Source organism: Plantactinospora sp. GCM10030261, from assembly GCF_042666615.1.
Classification (GTDB): domain Bacteria; phylum Actinomycetota; class Actinomycetes; order Mycobacteriales; family Micromonosporaceae; genus KBS50.
Genome location: NZ_JBHTDD010000008.1, coordinates 58,240 through 76,466, shown reverse-complemented (window position 1 = coordinate 76,466; position 18,227 = coordinate 58,240). Strand labels below are relative to the sequence as shown.

21 protein-coding genes are annotated in these 18,227 nt (G+C 71.5%); 5 read left to right on the top strand and 16 right to left on the bottom strand.

Annotated features, from left to right (window positions below; genetic code table 11):
* The first annotated feature begins 57 nt into the window (after positions 1 to 57).
* Positions 58 to 891 carry a dimethylargininase gene (gene ddaH, locus ACFQUZ_RS12090; protein ID WP_377441281.1) on the top strand — a complete coding sequence of 278 codons (834 nt, stop codon included), beginning with the start codon at positions 58 to 60 and terminating at the stop codon, positions 889 to 891.
* Positions 892 to 1,006: 115 nt separating this feature from the next.
* Here ddaH and ACFQUZ_RS12085 read toward each other — a convergent pair whose 3' ends face one another.
* Together ACFQUZ_RS12085 and ACFQUZ_RS12080 are read right to left on the bottom strand one after the other, a co-directional pair.
* Positions 1,007 to 2,197 (bottom strand): ABC transporter substrate-binding protein, encoded by a 1,191-nt coding sequence (locus ACFQUZ_RS12085; protein WP_377441279.1) that lies wholly within the window; start codon positions 2,195 to 2,197, stop codon positions 1,007 to 1,009.
* A gap of 81 nt (positions 2,198 to 2,278) precedes the next feature.
* Positions 2,279 to 3,070, bottom strand: a complete 792-nt coding sequence (locus ACFQUZ_RS12080; RefSeq protein ID WP_377441277.1) for an alpha/beta hydrolase family protein — start codon at positions 3,068 to 3,070, stop codon at positions 2,279 to 2,281.
* A gap of 79 nt (positions 3,071 to 3,149) precedes the next feature.
* Here ACFQUZ_RS12080 and ACFQUZ_RS12075 point away from each other — a divergent pair, with 79 nt between their 5' ends.
* On the top strand, positions 3,150 to 3,746 hold the full coding sequence (locus ACFQUZ_RS12075) for a proteasome activator (protein WP_377441275.1): 597 nt from the start codon (positions 3,150 to 3,152) through the stop codon (positions 3,744 to 3,746).
* 79 nt (positions 3,747 to 3,825) lie between these two features.
* Here the strand turns inward: ACFQUZ_RS12075 and ACFQUZ_RS12070 are convergent, their stop codons facing one another.
* The 4 genes from ACFQUZ_RS12070 to ACFQUZ_RS12055 form a co-directional block, all read right to left on the bottom strand.
* Entirely contained in the window at positions 3,826 to 4,641 is an 816-nt protein-coding gene (locus tag ACFQUZ_RS12070) for an HAD family hydrolase (RefSeq protein WP_377441273.1), read from the bottom strand.
* Positions 4,641 to 5,462: an HAD family hydrolase gene (locus ACFQUZ_RS12065; protein WP_377441271.1), complete on the bottom strand. Its 822-nt coding sequence runs from the start codon at positions 5,460 to 5,462 to the stop codon at positions 4,641 to 4,643. Before ACFQUZ_RS12065 ends, ACFQUZ_RS12070 begins: the two co-directional genes overlap by 1 nt.
* A gap of 151 nt (positions 5,463 to 5,613) precedes the next feature.
* Positions 5,614 to 6,870 carry a serine--tRNA ligase gene (gene serS, locus ACFQUZ_RS12060; protein ID WP_377441269.1) on the bottom strand — a complete coding sequence of 419 codons (1,257 nt, stop codon included), beginning with the start codon at positions 6,868 to 6,870 and terminating at the stop codon, positions 5,614 to 5,616.
* 61 nt (positions 6,871 to 6,931) lie between these two features.
* Positions 6,932 to 7,690, bottom strand: a complete 759-nt coding sequence (locus ACFQUZ_RS12055; protein WP_377441267.1) for a hypothetical protein — start codon at positions 7,688 to 7,690, stop codon at positions 6,932 to 6,934.
* A 76-nt stretch (positions 7,691 to 7,766) separates the two neighbouring features.
* On the opposite strand from ACFQUZ_RS12055, the gene ACFQUZ_RS12050 reads away from it, so the two are divergent.
* Both ACFQUZ_RS12050 and ACFQUZ_RS12045 read left to right on the top strand, forming a co-directional pair.
* Positions 7,767 to 8,129 carry a metallopeptidase family protein gene (locus tag ACFQUZ_RS12050; RefSeq protein ID WP_377441598.1) on the top strand — a complete coding sequence of 121 codons (363 nt, stop codon included), beginning with the start codon at positions 7,767 to 7,769 and terminating at the stop codon, positions 8,127 to 8,129.
* Positions 8,130 to 8,226: 97 nt separating this feature from the next.
* On the top strand, positions 8,227 to 8,952 hold the full coding sequence (locus tag ACFQUZ_RS12045; protein ID WP_377441265.1) for an AIM24 family protein: 726 nt from the start codon (positions 8,227 to 8,229) through the stop codon (positions 8,950 to 8,952).
* Between the two features lie 102 nt (positions 8,953 to 9,054).
* Here the strand turns inward: ACFQUZ_RS12045 and pheA are convergent, their stop codons facing one another.
* The 5 genes from pheA to ACFQUZ_RS12020 all read right to left on the bottom strand — a co-directional run bounded on the left by pheA (position 9,055) and on the right by ACFQUZ_RS12020 (position 12,593).
* Positions 9,055 to 10,011 carry a prephenate dehydratase gene (pheA, locus tag ACFQUZ_RS12040; RefSeq protein WP_377441263.1) on the bottom strand — a complete coding sequence of 319 codons (957 nt, stop codon included), beginning with the start codon at positions 10,009 to 10,011 and terminating at the stop codon, positions 9,055 to 9,057.
* A 9-nt stretch (positions 10,012 to 10,020) separates the two neighbouring features.
* Complete coding sequence (locus ACFQUZ_RS12035) at positions 10,021 to 10,581, bottom strand: hypothetical protein (RefSeq protein WP_377441261.1); 561 nt, start codon at positions 10,579 to 10,581, stop codon at positions 10,021 to 10,023.
* Between the two features lie 108 nt (positions 10,582 to 10,689).
* Positions 10,690 to 11,079, bottom strand: coding sequence for an ACT domain-containing protein (locus ACFQUZ_RS12030; protein WP_377441259.1), 390 nt, complete (start codon positions 11,077 to 11,079; stop codon positions 10,690 to 10,692).
* Positions 11,080 to 11,220: 141 nt separating this feature from the next.
* Positions 11,221 to 11,679: a hypothetical protein gene (locus tag ACFQUZ_RS12025; RefSeq protein WP_377441258.1), complete on the bottom strand. Its 459-nt coding sequence runs from the start codon at positions 11,677 to 11,679 to the stop codon at positions 11,221 to 11,223.
* Between the two features lie 176 nt (positions 11,680 to 11,855).
* The gene (locus ACFQUZ_RS12020; protein ID WP_377441256.1) at positions 11,856 to 12,593 is read right to left on the bottom strand and encodes a hypothetical protein; all 738 of its coding nucleotides are present in this window, start codon (positions 12,591 to 12,593) and stop codon (positions 11,856 to 11,858) included.
* A gap of 164 nt (positions 12,594 to 12,757) precedes the next feature.
* Here ACFQUZ_RS12020 and ACFQUZ_RS12015 point away from each other — a divergent pair, with 164 nt between their 5' ends.
* Complete coding sequence (locus ACFQUZ_RS12015; RefSeq protein WP_377441254.1) at positions 12,758 to 13,960, top strand: arginine deiminase; 1,203 nt, start codon at positions 12,758 to 12,760, stop codon at positions 13,958 to 13,960.
* 33 nt (positions 13,961 to 13,993) lie between these two features.
* Here ACFQUZ_RS12015 and ACFQUZ_RS12010 read toward each other — a convergent pair whose 3' ends face one another.
* From ACFQUZ_RS12010 to ACFQUZ_RS11990, 5 genes are read right to left on the bottom strand one after another with little or no spacing between them, the layout of a single operon-like run.
* A complete protein-coding gene (locus tag ACFQUZ_RS12010) occupies positions 13,994 to 14,878 on the bottom strand; it encodes a DUF5926 family protein (RefSeq protein WP_377441252.1) in 885 nt (294 codons plus the stop codon).
* Between the two features lie 57 nt (positions 14,879 to 14,935).
* On the bottom strand, positions 14,936 to 15,379 hold the full coding sequence (locus ACFQUZ_RS12005) for an ATP-binding protein (RefSeq protein WP_377441595.1): 444 nt from the start codon (positions 15,377 to 15,379) through the stop codon (positions 14,936 to 14,938).
* A gap of 29 nt (positions 15,380 to 15,408) precedes the next feature.
* On the bottom strand, positions 15,409 to 16,914 hold the full coding sequence (locus ACFQUZ_RS12000) for an ATP-binding protein (protein ID WP_377441250.1): 1,506 nt from the start codon (positions 16,912 to 16,914) through the stop codon (positions 15,409 to 15,411).
* A 47-nt stretch (positions 16,915 to 16,961) separates the two neighbouring features.
* On the bottom strand, positions 16,962 to 17,798 hold the full coding sequence (locus ACFQUZ_RS11995; RefSeq protein ID WP_377441248.1) for a glycerophosphodiester phosphodiesterase: 837 nt from the start codon (positions 17,796 to 17,798) through the stop codon (positions 16,962 to 16,964).
* A 4-nt stretch (positions 17,799 to 17,802) separates the two neighbouring features.
* A complete protein-coding gene (locus ACFQUZ_RS11990) occupies positions 17,803 to 18,138 on the bottom strand; it encodes a rhodanese-like domain-containing protein (RefSeq protein ID WP_377441246.1) in 336 nt (111 codons plus the stop codon).
* Between the last annotated feature and the right edge of the window lie 89 nt (positions 18,139 to 18,227).

Below are 18,227 nucleotides of genomic sequence, written 5' to 3'. Positions count from 1 at the left end.
TTCTACCTCTCCGAAGCAATGCATGTGGCTGTTATCGCGCATCAACCGTACCTACCCTTGGTGTTCGTGAACCAGCAACGCATGCCGCGAAAGCGGACATTTCTCATGTGTCCCCCGGAGTACTTCGCGGTGGAGTACGCCATCAATCCGTGGATGGACACGGACCAGCCGGTGGACACCGAACTGGCTGTCAAGCAGTGGGAAGGGCTCCGCGAGACGCTGCTCCGGCTCGGGCACTCGGTGCACGTGCTCGCGCCCGAGGCCGGCCTGCCAGACATGGTCTTCGCGGCGAACGGGGCGTTCGTGGTCGACGGCATCGCGTACGGTGCCCGCTTCAAGCACCAGCAGCGGACGGCCGAGGCGGCTCTGCACCGCGCCTTCTACGAGGAGGCGGGCTGGCGGTTCATGGCACCCAGCGAGACGAACGAGGGCGAGGGGGACTTCGCCTATCTCCCCCGATCCCACGGCGGTCTGATCCTCGCCGGCTACGGCTTCCGTACCGAGTTGGCGGCACACGCCGAGGCCCAGGAGATGCTCAACCACCCGGTGGTGTCCCTGCGCCTGGTCGACCCGCGTTTCTACCACCTGGACACGGCACTGGCGGCGCTCGACGACGAGCGGGTCGTCTACTTCCCCGGCGCCTTCTCGGTGGCCGCGCAGAAGGTCCTTGCCCAGCTCTTCCCGGACGCCGTGCTCGCCGACGAGGTGGATGCCTTCGCCTTCGGGCTCAACCTGGTGGGCGACGGTCAGCACGTAATCCTCAACAATGAGGCGAGCGGGCTGGCGAGCAAGCTGGCAGCCGCCGGTTACACGCCGGTAATGGTCGACCTTTCCGAACTCAAGAAGGGCGGCGGCAGCGTGAAGTGTTGCGTCGCCGAGTTGCGTCGATGAGGTGCCCGAGGTCCGGGCCCAGCTCGCCCTCTCCTGGGGGGCCGGTCAGGCGTCGGACGACAGCAGGACGGCGCGGTCGCGGGGTGGCGCCGCCACCGCCTGGCTTCCGCCACCCTCAGCCGAGCGTGCCCAACTCCTCGACCAGCACGTTGGCCAGAACCTGACCCTCCGTGCGGACCTGCCGCAGATACCACTTCTGCTGTGGGGTTCGCGGCTGGTTGAACTGCCACGGGCCGCGCGGGCTGTCCACCTGGCCGACCCGCCCGAGGGCGAGGTTCACCGCCGGTGGCGTCGGCTCGCCCTCCACGATCCGGATCGCCTTGTCGAGCACCTGTGCCGCGTCGTACGACGCCATCGCGTAGGTGGACGGTGCCACGCTGTGCGCCTTCCGGTAGGCGGAGGCGAACTCCCGGTTGGGACCGTTCTTCAGGTCCGAGGAGTAGTTGAGAGCGGTGGTGATGTTCTCCGCCTCCGCCGGCTTGAGCTCACTCAACACGTTTCCCTCGGTGAGAAAGCCCGGGCCGAAAATCTTCTTCCGGTAGCCGGCCTCGTGCAACCGCCGGAGGAAGCGCACCGCCGCGTCGCCCGCGAAGAAGCAGAAGACGGACTCCGGCTGCTGCGCCAGCAACCTGGTGATCTGCGTGTCGAGGGCGTCGTCGGACGGGCTGGCCGTGGATCCGGTCCACAGCGGCGGCCGGAGCCGCGAGTCCCCGGGTCCGAAGCTCTGCCGGAATCCGTTCACCGCGTCCGTGCCGGCCGGGGTCTGCGGGCTGATGGTGCTTACCCGGCCCTTGGTGTTCGCCTTCACGTACGGCCCGAGGGCCTGGCCGGCCTCGTCGTTGACGTACGACGTCCGCCAGATGTAGAAGACGCTCTGCAGGCTGGTCGGCGAGGCGTTGGAGGCGACGAGCGGCACCTTCGCCTGCTCCACCATGTCCCGGATGCCGAGCATCACCGACGAGTCCACGACCCCGGTGAGCGCCAGCACGTCCTGCTTCAGCAGGGTGTCGACGGCGGCCTTGCCGGAGTCGGCGGAGTCGCCCTCGTCCGCCCCGATCAACTCCACCGGGTAACCGCCGAGCCGGTTCTCGTTGAGTTCGAGGAACAGTTGGAAGCCGTTGCGGATGTCGTCCCCGATCGCCTTGTAGACGCCCGAGCGGGGGGCGATCAGCCCGATCCGGATGGGGTCCGCGTCGACCGGTTCGTCGTCCGTGCTGGCCTCACTGGTGCCGCAGGCCCCGACCAGCCCGCCGCCGCCGAGGGCGGCCAGCAGTTTGAGGATCTGCCTGCGATCGACGTGCGGCACCGATGACCTCCTGATTGGTACGGACAGACGGCAGTCCATCCGGCGTTCTACCCGCTAAATGGCAGCGCGTCAATGCCGCGATCAAGGACGGTGGATCGCTCGGAGCGCCGCGGTCACCCTCGGCCACGCTTCGGACAGCGGGTCTATCAAGCCGAAGTGTTCACATCCGGGCAGTTCAACCAGCGTGACGTCACCGCCGGCGGTCGTCGCGGCGGCGACGTAGTGCCGGCTGATCTCGACGGGCACCTGACGGTCGGCCGTTCCGTGCACCACCACGACGGGTGCCGGCGGCGGCACCGTCAGTGCCGGGTCGGCCGCCGCGTATCTCTCGGGCACCTCATCGGGTCCGCCGCCCAGCAGCGCCGTCACCGCGCCGTCGTCCAGATCGCGCCGGTGCGCCTCCACCAGGTCGGCGACGGGGGCGAGGGCCAGGACGCCGGCGACAGGTACGCCGGCACCGGCGCTCCACAGCGCCAACTGTCCACCGGCCGAGTGGCCGAGCAGGATCGGCGGTCCCGCCGCCACGATGTCGGCCCGGTCCGCGAGGAGGCCGGGCAGGGCCGTCAGGCCGGCGACCACGTCATCTCCGGTTGCCGGCCAGCCACCGCCGGGTTGACCGGTACGCCGGTATTCGAGCTGGGCCACTGGGTAGCCCAGCTCGGCGAGGGCCGTGGCGAGGGGGCCGGTGTGCCTCCGGTCGTACTCGGACCGCCAGAAACCGCCGTGGATCACCACCACCAGCGGGTACGGGCGTTCGGTGGGTGCCGCCGGCCAGCGCAGGTCGACGACCTGGTCGGGATGGTCACCGTACGCGATCGTCTGGTCCGGCGGCGGCGCCGGACGGTCGAGCACGGTGCGCGGGTCCACGGCCATGCTCCGACGCTACCGGCGGCCCGCGCTCCTCGGGGTCCCGACGAGCGCCCAGGGCTGGTGCTGAGCGAAGATGAAGGGCATGAGCGAAGGACCGCGTAACCCGGAAGTGCAGGACGACGCCAGCCCGGCCCGACCCGGGGCGGTCGTGGTCGTCGGTCCCGATGGCCGGCCCGTGGGCACGGTGCAGACGGACGCCGACCAGGCGGGTGAGGACCCGTCGCGCCTCGTCGAGCAGCCGGCCAAGGTCATGCGAATCGGCAGCATGATCAAGCAGTTGCTCGAGGAGGTGAAGGCCGCACCCCTCGACGAGGCGAGCCGGCAGCGGCTCCGCGAGATCCATAAGCGGTCCATCGTCGAGTTGGAAGACGGCCTGGCCCCCGAGTTGCGGGAGGAGCTGGAGCGGATCTCGCTGCCGTTCACCGAGGACGGCACACCGACCGAGGGCGAGCTGCGGATCGCGCAGGCACAGCTGGTCGGCTGGTTGGAGGGATTGTTCCACGGCATCCAGGCGGCGCTGGTGGCGCAACAGATGGCGGCCCGGGTCCAGCTGGAGCAGATGCGCTCCGGCGGCCGGCAGGCGCTGCCGATGGGTCCGGCCGGTGGCGGGATGATGCCCGGCATGCCGGGCCAACCACACCCCAACGAGGGGCACGGTCCCACCGGTCAGTACCTGTGACCCGGATGAGGATGGCGGGCGTTTCGCCGTGCCCGCCACCTTCATGCTCATCGGTCTGCCGGATGAGGCGGCGACGAGGTCAACCGGCCGGCGGGAACAGCTCGTCCAGGTAGGCGGCGACGCCGTCCTCGTCGTTGCTCGCGGTGCGCTCGTCGGCGATCTCAAGCACACCGGCGTGTGCGTTGGCGACGGCCACGGATCGGCCGGCCCAGGTCAGCATCGGCACGTCGTTCGGCATGTCGCCGAACGCCACCACCTCTGCCTGCGCAACCCCGAGCCGCTCGCAGAGCCACGCCAGGCCAGCGGCCTTGGTCACCCCCAGAGCGGAGATCTCGACCAGCCCGGACATCGACGAGTGGGTGGCCTCGGCCACCCCGTCGAGAGCGCCGGCGACCAGTTTGACGAACACGTCGGCGTTCTGCTCCCCCGCTCGGACCAGCAGCTTCACCGCCGGGATGCCGGTCAGGTCGGCCGGGTCGTCGAACGGCCGCACGGTGGGATGTCCCTCGTCCCAGCGCACCGGCCAGTCCGGGTCGTGCCGCATCAGGCGGCTGTCCTCCACCTCCACGGCGAAGACGGCGTCCGGCACCTCGGCGCGCAGCCGGCGGGCCACCTCGGCCAGCAGGTCACCGTTCAGTGGATCGGCCCGCAGCACGGCGTCGGACACCGGGTCGTAGACCACCGCGCCGTTCGCGCAGACCGCGGTCAGCGGGGCGTGCAACTGCTCGTAGACGTGCGTCAGCCAGCGCACCGGTCGGCCGGTCACCAGCACCACGTGGACACCGTCGGCCACCAGCCGGGCGAGCGTGTCGGCGGTCCGCCGGCTGACCGTGTGGTCCCGGTGGATCAGCGTGCCGTCGATGTCGGTGGCGACCAGGCGGGGCAAAGGGGACATCACCTGGAGAGTAGTCGATCGAGGTAGATCGCCACCCCGTCGTCGTCGTTGCGCAGAGTGATCTCGTCAGCGGCCGCCCGTACGGTCTGATGGGCGTTCGTCACCGCCACCCGGCTCCAGCCGGCCCACTCGAACATCGGCAGGTCGTTCGGCATGTCGCCGAATACCAGCACCTCGGCGGGGTCCACGCCGAGGGCCTGCGCCACCACGGCGAGGCCGCTGCCCTTGTCGACCCCGGGTGGGGTGATCTCGATGAAACCCAGTCCCGCCTGGGTCAGCGTGGCGAGTTCGGGCGGGATGATCTCGCGGGCCGTGGCCAGCAACACGTCCACGTCATGATCTGCTGACCGCGCGAACGCCTTGATCACATCGTCGGCCAGGCAGTCCCGTCGGTTCCGCGCCTCGAACGCGTCCTGATACGGCCAGGTGGGGTCGTGATCACCCCACAGCGGCGCGTTCGGGGCGTCCAACGCCTCCACCATCACCGTGAGCGGACCGACCACCTGCTCCAGTGACGTCAGCAACTCGGCGAGGACCTCACCCCCCAGTCGCTCATCCCGCAGCACCACCGGGCCCGCTGGGTCGGTCTGGTCGACCACCCGACCACCGCCGGCCATCACCAGGAAGTCCGCGGTCCTGATGTCGTTACGGGTCAGTTCGGCCAGGCGCGGCCCACGACCGGTGGCGCCGACGACCGGAATGCCGGCGGCCCGGACCCGGTCGAGGGTCGCGTGGGTGAACGTCGACACGGTGTCGTCGCTGCGGACCAGCGTGCCGTCGAGGTCGGTCGCGATCAGCTTGGGCAGGCCGGGTCGGGGCATGACGTCCTCCTTCACCCCCGGCGTCGTGGATCGTCGCGTATCCGGTCGAACTGGCCGGACGGCAACTCCTCGGCGACGGGGAGCAACCGTACCTCGGTCGCGCCGGGACGATCCACGAATTCCGGGCGAAGCGGGGGTGACACTGAAGGGGTCACCTCGGTTCGAGGACGTCCCGCCCACCCAGGTAGGGCTGCAGTGCCTTGGGCACCCGCACCGAACCGTCCGGCTGCTGGTGGTTCTCCATGATCGGCACCAGCCACCGGGTGGTCGCCAGCGTTCCGTTCAGGGTGGCCGCCACCTGCGGTTTCCCGTCCGCGTCCCGGTACCGGATATTCAGCCGGCGAGCTTGGAACGTGGTGCAGTTCGAGGTGGAGGTGACCTCCCGGTAGCGCCCCTGCGACGGCAACCACGCCTCGCAGTCGTACTTACGGGCCGCGCTGGTGCCCAGATCGCCGGCCGCGACGTCGATCACCCGGTACGGGATCTCGACCTTGGCCAGCATCTCCTCCTCCCAGGCGAGCAGCCGCAGATGCTCGGCCTCCGCCTCCTCGGGGCGGCAGTAGGAGAACATCTCCACCTTGTCGAACTGGTGCACCCGGATGATTCCCCGGGTGTCCCGCCCGTACGAGCCGGCCTCCCGGCGGTAGCACGACGACCAGCCGGCGTACCGCACCGGTTCGTCCAGCTTGAGAATCTCGTCCGCGTGGTAGCCGGCCAGCGCCACCTCGCTGGTTCCGACCAGGTAGAGGTCGTCGGCCTCGAGCCGGTAGACCTCGCTCGCGTGCTCGCCGAGGTAGCCGGTGCCCTCCATCGACTCCGGTTTGACAAGCGCCGGGGTGATCGAAGGGGTGAAGCCGTGCTCGACGGCCTGGGCGATGGCCAGTTGCAGCATGCCCAGCTGGAGCAGAGCTCCCACGCCGGTGAGGAAGTAGAACCGGCTACCGGAGACCTTCGCCCCCCGCTCGACGTCGATCGCCTTGAGCAACTCGGCGAGTTCCAGGTGGTCGCGCGGATTCTCGATGTCCGGCCGCGTACCGACCTCGCGGAGCACCACGTAGTCGTCCTCGCCGCCCGGCGGCACCCCGTCGGCGACCACGTTCGGGATCGCCAACTGTGCCCGGCGCAGCTCCCGCTCGGCCTCGCCGACGGCCGTCTCGGCCGCCTTCACCTCGACGGACAACTCCCTGGTACGCGCCAGCAGCGCGGCCTTCTCGTCGCCGCTGGCCCGGGGCACCCGCTTGCCGAGCTGCTTCTGCTCGGCGCGCAGCGCCTCGAACCGACCCACCGCGCTCCGCCGCCGTTCGTCCGCCTCCAGCAGGTCGTCGACCGAGGGCTCGGACTCGCCACGCAGCCGCTGGCTGGCACGAACGGCATCCGGATCATCGCGAAGCAGGCGCAGGTCAATCACGGGAGGTGAGCCTACCGGGGACGGCCGGGCGGATTCACCTCGATATGCCGGTCCCCGTCGCCTACTCCTGCCGGGGCGGGACAATCGGTGGTGCCGCGCTCACCGTGAGGTCGATGGGGCCGTGCGGCTCCGCGTCGGATTCCGCCCGGTGCCGGTCCGGTCCGGCCCACCCGTCGGTCCCGTCCGGCGGGTCACCTGGCTGGTCCGCCATCCCCGCGGCGGTGGCCCCGGGCGCGGTGGTGCCGTGACCGCCGAGCGCAGCCCGGCCGGCGAGCACGATCGCGGTGCCGAGCAACACGGTCGCCGCGAAGGCGAACGTCAGACCCGGCCCCAGCTCGATCCGGAACCGCTCGTCGTCGCTGAAGAAGAACAACCGGCCGGCCATCTGTTCGAGGGTGAGCGCGGCGGCGAGGAGCAGTGCGGCCAGCGCGCCGGTGGCGGCCAGGCCGAGGACCCGGGCGTTTCGGGCGGCGGCGGCGGTGCCGAACAGCAGCAGAGCCAGCGCCGCGAGCACACCGAACAGGCCGACCAGGTAACCGGTGCCGAACGCGCCCACCTCGGCCACGCCGGCCGGGACCTCGACCGGGCTGCCGTTGCGTCCGGCGTCCGGCACCGAGGTGACGGTCCACTCCTCCGTCAGCGAGACGAACGCGGCGACAGCACCGAGCGCCCCGGCGAGCTGTGCCCCGCGACGGTCCCCGCCGAACCGCTGCCGCACCCGGGCGAGCCGGCCGGACGGCGCCGGGCGTTCGTCGCCCCATTCGAGCGTCGCGGTGTCACCGGCTCGGTCCTGGCGCGGGATCTGGAGCTCGTGCGACATGGCCATCCTTCCGCCGCGTACCCGGGTGGCTCCCGAATCATGGCACGCGTCCGGCCGGACCGCCCGCTGCGGCACAATGGTCAACGTGCCCGTCGAGATGAGTCGCGAACGGTTCGAGGAACTGGTCGGGGAGGCGCTCGACGAGGTCCCGGAGGAACTGCTGGGCCTGATGAGCAACGTGGTGATCCTGGTCGAGGACGAACCGCCGCCCGGCGAGCCGGAACTGCTCGGCCTCTACGAGGGGCACGCCCTCACCGAGCGGGGCTGGGACTACGGCGGGGTACTGCCGGACCGCATTCTCATCTACCGTGGTCCGATCCTGCGGATCTGCGCCGACGACGAGGAGGTCGTGGACGAGGTGGCGGTGACGGTGGTGCACGAGATCGCCCATCATTTCGGCATCGACGACGAACGGCTGCACGATCTCGGCTGGGGGTGAGGCGGAGCATCGCCTGAACGGTCGTGGTCCGCCGTTGCGTGCCCCGCCTACGCTGGTCCCGCGACCCTCGGCAACCCCGGTGACCAGGAGGAACCCCATGCGCAGCGCGCTCTTCTCCCCGGAGAACCTGGAGCAGGAGTCGGCCCAGCCGGGCATGCGACTCCAGAACTCCAAGCTCTTGAAGATCGAACTCAACGGTGAGGCGATGGCCCGGGTGGGTTCCATGGTCGCCTATCAGGGGCAGGTGCAGTTCCAGGCGCTCGGTTCCGGCGGGATCGGCAAGTTCCTCAAGCAGAAGCTGACCGGCGAGGGTGTGCCGCTGATGCGGCTCACGGGCCGGGGCGACGTGTTCCTCGCCAACCTGGCCGCGGACGTGCACATCATCGACCTCGAGCCGGGCGACGCGCTCTCGATCAACGGTTCCAGCGTGCTGGCCTTCGACCCCACCCTCAACTACGACATCAAGATGGTCGGCGGTGCCGGCATGGCATCCTCCTCCGGCCTGTTCAACTGCGTCTTCAGCGGGTACGGCCGGATCGCCATCACCACCAGGGGGACGCCAGTCGTGCTCAACGTCGACCAGCCGACCTACGTCGACCCGCAGGCCGCCGTCTGCTGGTCAGCCGGCCTGCAGACCGGTTACCACCGGGCCGAGCAGCTCGGCCTCGGCACCCTGCTCGGCCGCTCCACCGGTGAGGCGTTCACGATGAGCTTCGCCGGCCAGGGCTTCGTGGTCGTCCAGCCGTCGGAGGAACCGCCCGTGCAGGGCTCCGGGCAGCAACAGCAGCAGCAGGGCGGGATGCTCGGCGGTCTGCTGAGCTGACCGGCGGCCCGCGGCCGGTCAGCGGCGGGGCCGGCAGGCCGCCGGCGGGCCACCTGGCCGGCAGGCCGCGGGCGGAGTGAGCCCGGGTCGGCCGATCGGCGGTCAGTCCGGCCGGCCGGCGCGGAGCCGGGCCAGCCAGGCGGCGGCGTCCGCGAAGTCGAGGTCGGTGAGACCCGCCGGGCCCTGGACCGGACGGTCGCCGGCCGCGCCGGTCCAGCGGTGCCGGGGATACGACCCGAGGAACCGGACGTCGGCACAGATGCGTCGAAGGCCCTGGAGTGCCTCGCCGACCCGGACGTCGGCCACATGGCCGGTGCAGTCCAGGAAGAAGACGTATCGCCCGAGAGCCTCACCGGTCGGCCGTGACTCGATCCGGGTCAGGTTCACCCCGCGGACCGACAGTTCGGTGAGTACGGCGAGCAGCGCGCCGACCCGGTCGTGGGCGATGTAGACGGCCAGCGACGTGACGTCGTCGCCGGTCGGCGGGGGCGGCGGCCCGGGTCGGGAAACCAGCACGAACCGGGTCACCGCGTCGTCCCGGTCGGCGATCTTGTCAGCCAGTACGGTCAGCCGGTGCCGGTCGGCGCCGATCGGCGCGCAGATCGCCGCATCGTGCCTGCCCGCCGCGGCGTCCGCGGCGGCGGCGGCGTTGGAGAGCACGTCGACGACCGTCGCGTCCGGGAGGTGCTCGCGCAGCCAGTGCCGGCACTGGGCGGACGCCTGCGGATGGGCGGCCACCCCCCGGATCCCGGACAACGGCTTCTCGTCCACCGCGGCCAACACGAACTGCACCGGCAGGACGATCTCCCGGGTGATGGCGAGCGGCTCACCGGAGACGAGTTCGTCGAGCGTCACCGGCACCGCGCCGCCGACCGAGTTCTCCAGCGGGACCACGGCAGCGTCAAAGTCCCCGCCGCGGACGCCGTCCAGTGCCTCCGGCACGCTGCGGGCCGGGGTACGGGTGCCGTGCTCGGCGGCCGGGATCATTCGTAGCGCCTGCTCGGTGAACGTGCCCTCCGGGCCGAGGTAGACATAGCGGCTCGGTGGTGTGCCAGGCATTCCCTCAGCCTACGCAGGCGGCGGGCCGACGGCCGGGCCATCACAGGCGAGTGTCTGGATTCCGGGGGGAGCGGCGGTGCGGACGGGGATCGAGCAGACGTCGGTGCCCGCGGTGACAAGTGTGAGTGCGCTGGGTCGACCCCGGGAGACCGCCTGGAGCGGTTCGTGCCCCGCGGCCTCGACGACGGTGTACTGCCATTCCCCGGCACACAGGGGTCCGGTCGTCACGGTCACCTTCAGCCGGTCCGGCAGCAGCCCGCGTTCCCGGCGCAGCAGGGCGATCACCGCGGAGCCGGCGGGTCGGCCGCCGCACGGCCGCGCCACCACGCCGGTGGTCGCGCCGGCCGTGGGGGTCCGGACGGGGAGGGTCGGCCTCGGTTGGGAGGTTGGCGTGCCGGTCGCCGTCGGAGCCACCCGGCTGGGCGTGGGGGAGGGCGTCGCTGCCAGTTCGGGTGGGGCGCCGCAGCCGACCAGCAACGTCCCACCGGCGAGTAGGGCGGCGCCGACGATCGAGCTGCGGGCGCGGACGGTCGACCTGCGCGGGGCACCCGCGGCGCGGGAGGCGAGCACGGTTCGTACTCCTCGGCATAGACGGGGCTGAGTGGCCGGCACCATCCTAGGGCCTGGAACTCGGGCCGCGAGGCGCGTCGACAGGTGACCGTTCGGTCCCGGCGGCGCTCAGGCGGCGACGCGGTGCCCGGCGGTGCTCAGGGCGGCCAGTGCCTCGTCCAACCGAACCGCCGGCACCAGCACATAGTCGGTGTCGTAGGTGGAGAACGCGACGATGTTCACCCGGGCGTCGGCGAGCGGACCGACGACCGAGGCGAGGATGCCGGTCAGCGCCAGGTGGAACGGGCCGACCACCTGGAGGCAGCGCCATGGGGTTTCGACGGTGGCGTCCCGCGGAACCCGGTCGGCCGGGCAGATGATCGACGTCTCGTCAGCGCTCGAGGTGATCGACACGACCCCGGCGCCGTCACCGGCGCTCAGCAGGCCCGCTGGTACGGCGCTGCCGGCCGCCAACCGACACACGGCGTACTCCCCCGGGAGCAGAGCGATATCCAGCATGAGGGCACCTTACGGTGAGTGGGGGCCGCTCCCAACTCCGTCGCGGTGCGGCGAACGACACACACCGCGGATCGGCGTGCCGCCCGGCGTTCGCCGCTGCCACGCCTCCGGGTGCCCCGGCCGCACCTCGGAGTGCCCCGGCTACACCTCGGAGAGGAAGGTGAGCGATCCGGCCACCGTGCCGTCCGGGGAGAACAGCGGGGTCGAGACGGCGTCCACCGTCACGTCGATGTCGGTCGCCATGTCGCTGGAGACCCGGAGCAGACCGCGGGCCAACCGTTGAGAACTCATCGCCAGCAGCGGCGGGATCTTCTCAGCCTCCTGGTCGGTCAACTCCCCTCGCGCGGCCGTGAAGTCCAGCAGGCGCAGGCCGTTGCCGAGCAGCGGGCGCCCCACGGCGTCGGCCGGCGAACCGAGGCCGAGCAGGTCACAACAGGAGCGGGAAACGGCGGAGACGATCGTGTGCACGTCGATGACCAGGCATGGCTCGACCGCTGCTGACACCGTGCCCACCCAGCGGGAGAAGCTGTCCGACTCCTGGATCGAAGTCGCCGGTGCCGGCACGAACGCTTCCGTGAGGGAGAGTTCGACGTGGGCCACCGCGCCTCCTATGTAACCACCGGCGAGACCACGCTAGCCGGTCCTGTCACGGACCGCCGCCCCGGGAGTGACGACCGCGCCATGGACCCGGATCCGTGCGCTGACCGGTCCGTTCCGTGCGCCGACCGGTTTCCGGGCGGACCCACCGCTCCCGGCGATGCCGCTGCCTGTCGAGGTTACCGCCGGGTCGGTTGCTTGTCAGCGGCCGTTCGGCCGTGCTCGTACCACCGGTAGGTGGCGGCCTCGGGCTGCGCCGGCAGGCCCCAGGTGGTGGGCGCCTGGGCGATCCGGTACAGCTTGTCGGCGGTGGCCGGGCTGATCCGATCGCCCCCTGCGACGAGCAACCGGTCGAGTTCCCGGTGGGTGGCCACCAGGCAGTCCTTGGGCAGGCCGTAAACGCTTATGTCGCCGGAGCCGACGAAGGTCAGCACCGGCGTGACGGGGATGGTCAGCCCGGTGGCGTTGGTGAGGGCCTTCCCGGCCCGCCTCGCCTCCCGCCGGGCGTCCGCCACATAGCTGGGCCGCTTGCCATTGATCTGGACGACGTCGCCGGCCACCATCACCCTGGTCCGGCCATGGTCGGCGATCGTGACAGCGAACAGGCCGCCCGGCCCAATGGCCAGGAAACTGCTGCGCTCGTCCGGCCGCTGCGCGTCGAGGAACGTTCTGCGGGTCTCGGCCGGCGGCAGCTCGGTGATGTGCCAGCTCGGACCGAGCGAGTCGAGCCGGCCGAGCGCCCGCGCGCCCGCGGCCTCCACTCGACGTGCCTCGCGCTCGGCGCGGCGGCGGCGGGCCCACTCGACCGGACTGGGCGGCCGGACCGTGTCGAGCGTGGTCGGCGGCCCGTGGAGCGGGCTCCCGGACGGGAGCGCCCGGCTCGTGGGGATCGCGCGGCGCGCGGGAAAGACTGTCATTCCGACCTCCGGCAAAAGGTCTCCTGAAGTTATCTGCTAACTACCCTACGTGGATGAACGGCCGGACCGTCAAACGGAAGCGCTGGAGTGAGTAAGGATGAATGCCATATTCACGGCAGGACCGAATTTCCGGATGGTGCCAAGCACTGTCCTACGCTGCACCAATGACTCACTACGTCGACAGTGAGGTCGGCCGGCTCAACACCGTCCTGCTGCACCGTCCGGGGCCCGAGTTGGCCCGGTTGACCCCGCGCAACAACGACTCCCTCCTCTTCGACGCCATCCCGTGGGTGGGTCGTGCTCAGGAGGAGCATGACGGATTCGCGGCGGCATTGCGGGACCGGGGGGTGGAGGTTCTCTACCTTGGCACGCTCCTTGCCGAGACGCTCGCCCTGCCGCAGGCGCGAACCGAGGTCACCGAGCACGTGCTCGCCGACCACCGGTTGGGAGAGACGTTGCGTCGACGGGTGGCGGACCACCTCGCGTACCTCGACCCGGCCAGACTGTCCGACGTGATGATCGCGGGACTCGCCCACGAGGAACTGCGAACCGGCGCGGACCGCCCTGGTGGTCTGGTCTACGAGCTGATGGACAGGCACGACTTCGTCATCGACCCCCTGCCGAACCTGCTGTTCACCCGCGACTCGTCGGTGTGGATCCGGGACCGGGCCGCGGTGACAAGCCTCGCCATGCCGGCCCGGCGGCGGGAGACCACGCTCACCGACGCCATCTACCGCCACCACCCCCGGTTCGCCGGCACCGAGTTCGTCTACCACCCCGATCTGGAACACGTCGAGGGCGGCGACGTCCTGCTGCTGGCGCCCGGAGTGATCGCCATCGGCGTCGGTGAGCGCACCACGCCGGCCGGCGCGGAGCGCCTGGCGCGTCGGGTGTTCGCCGCCGATCTGGCGCACACCCTGCTCGTCGTGCCGATCGCGCAGCAGCGGGCCACCATGCACCTGGACACCGTCTGCACCATGGTGGACGCCGACGCCGTCCTGATGTACCCGAACATCGCCGACACCCTCACCGCGTACACGGTGATCGTGGGTCCGGACGGCGAACCGCGGGTGGATGGTCCGGCGCCGTTCCTGCGGGCCGCGGCGGATGCCATGGACCTGGACCGCCTCCGGGTGATCGACACCGGGTTGGATCCCGTCACGGCGGAGCGGGAGCAGTGGGACGACGGCAACAACACCTTGGCGATCGCGCCCCGGCTGTGCGTGGCGTACGAACGGAACGTGGAAACCAACGCGCAACTGGAGCGGGCCGGCATCGAGGTGATCCGGATCGCCGGCTCGGAACTCGGTTCCGGCCGGGGCGGGCCCCGGTGCATGTCCTGCCCACTGGTCCGCGACCCGAGGTGAGAAAGAGCCGCTGGGAGAGCCCTTCCGCGTGGCTCAGCGGAGGGTGAGCTGCCGCCCGAGGAGGCCCTGCTTGGCTCGGCGGCCGGCGGCGTCCAGCGGGGCGTCGTCGGCCAGCGCCGTGGCGTACCGCTTGGCGAACTCGGTGACCGGCGCCTCCCAGCGTTCGGCCGTCGGCTCGGCCGGCAGGTCCCAGACCGGGACGAGCCGGCCGTGCGCGCGGAACATCCCGGCGAACCGGGTGTCCTCGGCAAGCGTCAGCTCACCGGCTGCGGCGAGCCGGGACAGCGCGTCCAGCGCGTCGTCCTCGTCGTCCGGCAGGACCCAGCGCACGTGCGCCTTGTCCGGCACCCGGACCCAGTACGCGGCCCGCGCGGCGGCGAGCTTCACGGTGGGGAAGATCGAGGCGTTGGCCCGCTCCAGCGAGGCCTGGACGTTACCGTCCCGGGGGGCGTCCTCGGCCAGCCAGAACTCGAAGCCGTCGTGCATGGTGATGTCGAGTGGCCCGTCGGCCAGGACGTCGGGCAGGCGCGGCCCCTCGCCCGGCAGCGCCGGGACGGAGACCGGCTGGCCGGGCGTGGTCCGCAGGGCGCACAGCAAGGCCTCGGCGAGATCCCGGGACGCGTCACCGGACTGGACATGGCGTTGCAGCCCGAGCAGGATCCGGCCGTCGTCTCGGGCGACCGCCGGCGAGGCCATCGGCAGGACGGTGGCCAGGGTCACCGGGCGGTCGCCGTACTCCTCGATCAGTTCCGGTCGCAGTGCCAGCGGCGCGGAGGCGGCCGGGACGAACTCGCGGAGTGCGATCCACTCCACCTCATCGGCCAGTCCTTCGAACGGCCGAGGTACGAAGATGTCACGCACCTTCTGGCGCTTCGGCGCCGCCTCGGCGCCCCGGTTGTTCTTCCGACGCTTGCTCACGGCGAGACAGCCTACGCGGCTGCGCGGCCGACGGGCGGTAACGGCCGGCGAGCCGGCTCAGGAGACGCTGAGCAGGCTGGTGCCGGCACCGACGGCGTCGGTGCCGGCCGGCTCACCGGCGGGGGCGCGTAGCTCGGCCCAGACGCTCTGACCCAGGCCGTCCCGGTCGACCCCCCAGTTGGTGGCCAGCGCGGCCACGATGTGGAGTCCGCGCCCGTCCAGAGCCTCCGGACCGGTTTCCCGCATCCGGGGGCGGTCACCGCCGCCGCTGTCGGTCACCCTGACCTGAACCACGTCCGTGCCGGACTCGGATCGATGCCGCCAGGCCACCCGGATCACCGCCCCGGGTAGCGGCTCGGCGTGTCGTACCGAGTTGCCGACGAGTTCGGCGAGGACCGCGACCACGTCGGCAAGCAGCCCGGGCCGGATCGTCCCGGCCAGTTCGTTGGCCAGCCGATGCCGGGCCATCCGCGCGCCGCGCGCCTGATGGGGCACGACCACGCACCAGGCCCGCTCGGCCGGGTCCGCTGTCACCTCGCCGCCTCCTCGCCGGATGGACGGCCGTCCACCGTGGCTGATCCCCGGGGAAGCCGCACCTCTGCGACGGTACCGCCCCCGGCGCGCGGGCGGAGGCTGACCCACCCTTTTTGTCGTTCTACGATCCTTCTCACCAGGTATAAGCCGAGTCCGGCGCCGGGGTAGCGGCGCCGGTCACCGGACTCGCCCTGCCAGAACCGGTCGAACGCCCGCTCGACGTGCTCGGGCCGGACCCCGATCCCCCGGTCGCTGACCCGGAACACCACCGATCGTTCGTCCGCCTCGGCGCTCACCTCGATCGACGAGCCGGCCGGCGCGTACTTGCCGGCATTGGTGACCAGCTCGGTCAGCACGGTCGGCACGCTCGTCGGATCGCCCGCCGCCGTCGGCAGCCCGGTGGGCAGGGCGAGGACCAACCGCCGCCGCAGGTCCGCGGGCAGGTCCACCACCGCCTCCCGGAGCGCGGCCGGAAGATCAAATGGTACGGGCCGAGCGCCGCCCATCGAGCCGGCGCCGGTCGCCGCCGAGAGCAGCCGGTCGACCAGCCGGGCCAACTCGTCGGCACGCTGCCCGATGACCCGCGCGGCCTCCTGCCGGTCCGGCTCCGGAACCGAGTCCCAGTGGTTGTTGAGCGTGTCGGCGAAGCCCTTGATGACCGTGATGGGGGTGCGGAGTTCATGGCTGGTCACCGCGACGAACAGGTCGCGGTCGAGATCGCGCTGATGCTGGTCGGTGACGTCGGAGAAGGTGACCACCCGGGATGCCACACTGCCGGGCAACTCGCCGCTGGTGATCTTCAACCAGCGACCGTCCGGCAACCGGTGGTCGACCACCTGCCCCGGCGGTGGCACCGGAAACGGAATCGGACGGTTGACGATGTGCGCCGCGGCCAGGCCGGTGACCCGTTCAGCGGCCGGATTCCACAGCCGTACCCCACCGTCCCGATCAACGATGGCCAGGCCGTCGGCGAGCGCGGCGACCACCGGACCGTCGCCGTGCACCGGCAGCCCGGCCTGGTCGCCGTAGAGGTGCGCGATGCAGGACGCGACGTAGGTGAGGACGCTCCGGTCCTCCTCGCCGGGTGGCGGCGCCTGCTCGGCGTACAGGGCGTGCAGACCGCCGACGGTGACCCCACCGATTTCCGCGCGGGCCACCAGCATCCGAGCCAGACCGTGCCCGTCCAGTTGGGCGGCCAACTCCTCGGCCAGCGCCTCCACCCGTAGCTCCTGACAGCGTGGGCCGTTTGTGAGCGGTGCGGTTGGTGGCTCGCCGACCGGCACCGGCCGGCCCACGGTCCACTCGGCGGCCCCGGTGGCGGCGACGATCCGTCCCTCGGCGGGGGCGTACTCGACGAAGACCATTCCGTCCGCGCGCAGTGACCGCTGCACCGTACGCAGCATCCGGCCGAGCATCGGCAGCCCCGCGTCACCCGTGTTGATCATGTCGATGACGGCGGTGTGGCCGGCGATGAGCGAGCGGTAGTCGGGGGGATCCGGCATCCCCCGAGTCTGCCTCGTGTTCCGTGGGCGCGTCAGCCCGGACCGGCTCACCGGCCGAGGCGCTCCAGCACCAGGGCCGGTCGGTCGGTGATGATCCCGTCCACCCCGCAGTCCAGCACCAGGTCGATGTCGTCCGGCTCGTTGACCGTCCATACGTACACCTGCCGGCCGGTGGCACGCAGCGCGGGGATGAGCTGGGGCCGGGCGCGGATCAGCCCGATACCCGGCCCGGCGATCCGGATGCCGAACGGCAGCAGACCCAGGCGCAGACCGGGCGGCAGCACCTCGAGCAGCAGGACGGTCGGCAACGCCGGCGCGAGGGCGTGGATCCGGCGGACGGCGAGGGCGGAGAAGGACATCACGGTGACCCGGACCGGATCCGTCGGGGACGGCCGGAGCAGGCCGTGCCGGTCCAGCAGGCGGACCAGCCGGCGTTCCACCCAGCCGCCGTGCCGGGTCGGATGCTTGGTCTCGATCAGCAGGCGCACCGGCCGACCGGCGTCCCGTACCGCGCCGAGCAGTCCGTCCAGGGTGAGCAGCCGGGTACGCGACGGATCGGCCGGCACATCCGTGGGGGCGTCCTCGGAGGACGCGCCGGGATGCCATGATCCGAAGTCCAGCGCGTCGAGTTCGGCGAGCGTGCGCGCGCTGACCCGGCCACGGCCGTTGCTGGTCCGGTCCAACCGCCGGTCGTGTACGCACACCAGATGGCCGTCGCGGGTGAGCCGGACGTCGCATTCCAGCCCGTCGGCACCCTCGTCGATCGCGCGGAGGTACGCGGCGAGGGTGTGTTCGGGTAACGCGGCGGACGAGCCGCGGTGCGCGAACACCAGCGGCTCGGGCCGGTCAGCTCCGGTGGATTTCGTCTCCCACCCGGGACGCATCGGCTCAGAGCACGCGGCCCGGCTGCCCGTCGTCCGTGGCCACCGGTCGCCCGGTGGCGGTCCAACCGTGCATCCCGCCAGCGAGGTTGCGGACGTTGTCCCAGCCGTTGCCGAGCAGATAGCCGACCACCTGGGCCGATCGTCCGCCCGAGCGGCAGACCACCACCACGTCACGGTCCGTCGGGATCTCGGAGAGCCGGGCGGGCACCTCCATCATCGGCAGGTGGTGGGCGCCGGGGGCGTGCCCGGCGGACCACTCGTCCGGCTCCCGGACGTCGAGGAGGTAGTCGCCGTCGGCCACCTCGGCCGGGTTCACGGTGGGAATATCAGGTCCGAACACAGTCGCCAAGCCTAGGCGGTGAGTCCGCGTTCGCCCAGCCAGCGGGGCGGGTCCCGGCTGCCGCGCCCAGCCTGCCGCTCGGGCGGCCG